The sequence below is a fragment of the Limnospira sp. PMC 289.06 genome, from assembly GCF_032350395.1.
Taxonomy (GTDB): Bacteria; Cyanobacteriota; Cyanobacteriia; order Cyanobacteriales; family Microcoleaceae; genus Limnospira; species Limnospira platensis.
The window spans coordinates 1-2511 of sequence record NZ_JARPLC010000230.1 but is presented as its reverse complement, the minus strand read 5'-3'; the positions used below and the strand labels follow the sequence as shown (position 1 = coordinate 2511).

The 2511-nt window shown below is 41.7% G+C and carries 1 protein-coding gene; it reads right to left on the bottom strand.

Translation table 11 applies throughout. From position 1 onward, the window contains the following. Positions 1-1430: 1430 nt before the first annotated feature. Complete coding sequence (locus P5674_RS23790) at positions 1431-2318, bottom strand: Uma2 family endonuclease (protein WP_315670345.1); 888 nt, start codon at positions 2316-2318, stop codon at positions 1431-1433. Between the last annotated feature and the right edge of the window lie 193 nt (positions 2319-2511).

Sequence of the window (2511 nt, the reverse complement as noted above, 5' to 3'; positions counted from 1 at the left end):
GTAAGTTTTTGGGCGATCGAGATTTCAGTCTGGTTGACTTAAAACAAACATCCATGGAATTGTTTAACTTGTTTGCGAAAAAATCCTCTCAAGAAACCAAGGCAATTACTGATGAGGATATGTTGGGGATAGTTGGGGAGTTCAATAAGTCCTTACCATCTCTTCCTGAAAACTCGGAAATCTTAGAGGAAATCAGCTTTGATAAGGTAGTCAGTTATTTAAAAAGCGATCGCCCCGATAGTCCCAGTCTAACACAAGCAGCGATCGTTCGCCAAAAACATCCCGAAGGTACTTTTTTAGCACTCGTATTTTTGGACGAAAATAACCATCTAATTTATCTCCCCAGTGGCCTTCAGGCAGGACGGCAGATCGTTGCCAAAAAGCTGAATCAAAAATTAAGTAAGTTTTTGGGCGATCGAGATTTCAGTCTGGTTGACTTAAAACAAACATCCATCGTCGTCAAAGTAATTAAGATAGTTAGTATTATCATTTGGACTATGGTGATTTTTCTGGTGTTATTCCCATTACTGGGACACCAGATTATGAATCAAGCTTTATCTGCTGAATTAAATACTCCTTCACTGGAAATTACGCCAAATATGGTTGCATTTGGCTGGCTAGGGAACCAACAGGCTTTTGATCAAGCTCGTCAAACAGCCTATAAAGAGGCTAAACAATATGCCGAACAGGAATTAGATAAATGGGAAACTGAATTAATTAAGCGCATAGATACAGATTTTCTGAACTGGTATTTTAGTTACTTTAATCAGAAAAAACAAGAATTGGACGTGCTTGTTCAATATGTAAGCCAAAATTTTATAAATGGATTCGATCAGTCTAAAATTAACGAACAAATTAAAAATAGCGTCAATTATAATCTTCAAAGAGAATTTGCTCGTCGCGTTGTTAGTTCAAAATCTGCTGAAAGTAAATTTAATACAATCAAGATTGATACCACTGAATTATATCTAGAAAAACTATCGGGTCAACTAAAAAATGTTCCCAAAAAGTACAAAATTGCTGAGGCAGACTGGCAGCAATATTTAGAGACAATCAAAGTCAGATTAGAAAATGAACAAGGCGATCAATCATTGCCAGTAAAAGTTATTGGTGGTTATCTCACCACTAAAGCTGTAGCAAAAATAGCAGCTATGACGAGTGGTAAAGTTGTGGCTGGCTTGATTTCTAGTTCAATCGCATCTGTGATCGATCCTGCTGTCGCTGTTGGATTAATTGCCTTGGATTATTGGGATTATAATAATGGAGTTACAGAAAATAAGCCCCGTTTGCGTGAGGATCTAGTTGAATCTCTAAGTGAACTCAAAAATACTCTTTTAAAAGATCCTGAGTTGGGTGTGATGTCTGCAGTGAATGAATTAGATGAACAAATAAAAAATAGTGTTTAACGGGCATATTGTGGGTGACTTTTTTTATGGTTCCTCTGGGTCTAAACCCAGCGATCGCAACCGTTCAGCAAGACGTTCGGCTTTTTGGCGTTCTGCCTCAGCAAGCTGTTGAGCTTGTTGGGCTTTCTGGCGTTCTGCCTCAGCAAGCTGTTGAGCTTGTTGGGCTTTCTGGCGTTCTGCCTCAGCAAGCTGTTGAGATTGTTCGGCTTTTTGGCGTTCTGCTTCGGCTTTTTGGCGTTCTGCTTCGGCTTTTTGGCGTTCTGCTTCTTCCGGTAACAACACCAAATTACCTTCGGTATCATAAAACCGCAGCCAAATTGCCTCCTCACGGTCTATAGTTCCCGACCAAGTTCCCAGCCAAAAGCCTAAACTTTCACACCACAGCCAACCTCGCTCATTCGGCTCTAAAAGCTGATAACCTTCCGAACTATGCAAATGCCATCCTTGAAAGGCGTTGGCTTCAAACGGGTCAAATACAAAGTAATCTGGTGTCCGAAAAGTCTGCTGATACAGCTCCTTTTTCTTTCCTTTATCTATTCTGGCGGTACTGGGAGACATTAGCTCCACAATGACATCTGGGTAGCGACCCCCTTCCTGCCATACTACCCAACCCTGTCGTTCTTTAGTGCCATCTACATCCAACACAGCAAAGAAATCAGGGCCACGAAAATCTCGGTTCCTAGCTTGTTCGCTGCTATAGTAAATAAACATATTCCCGCCTGTATAGAAATCATGGCGATCGCTCCAAGCCTGTTGCAATGACCTAATCAGGACGTTCATGGCAATGCGGTGACGGTTACTTTCCAAAGGCTCTCCATCATCAAAAATCAAATCTGTCGGCGGCATGGGGGGTTCCCAGTCCGTTTGCGTAGCGGTTTCGGGGCTAGTATTGGCAGTGAGTTCAACTGACATTTTCGGTTCCCCCCTCTCTCGTGTTTCTCAGTTGTTGATGATTATATCCCAAGCCGCCCATAGTCGCCTGGAACCACAGGCTCTCTCAGGGTTCGACTCCTTATGGTTCAATTAATGATAAGCCCTACTTATGACAGCCATTAAAATAAATGTGGCTCAACCCCTTTACAAACCTTAACAGAGTGTGTCATAT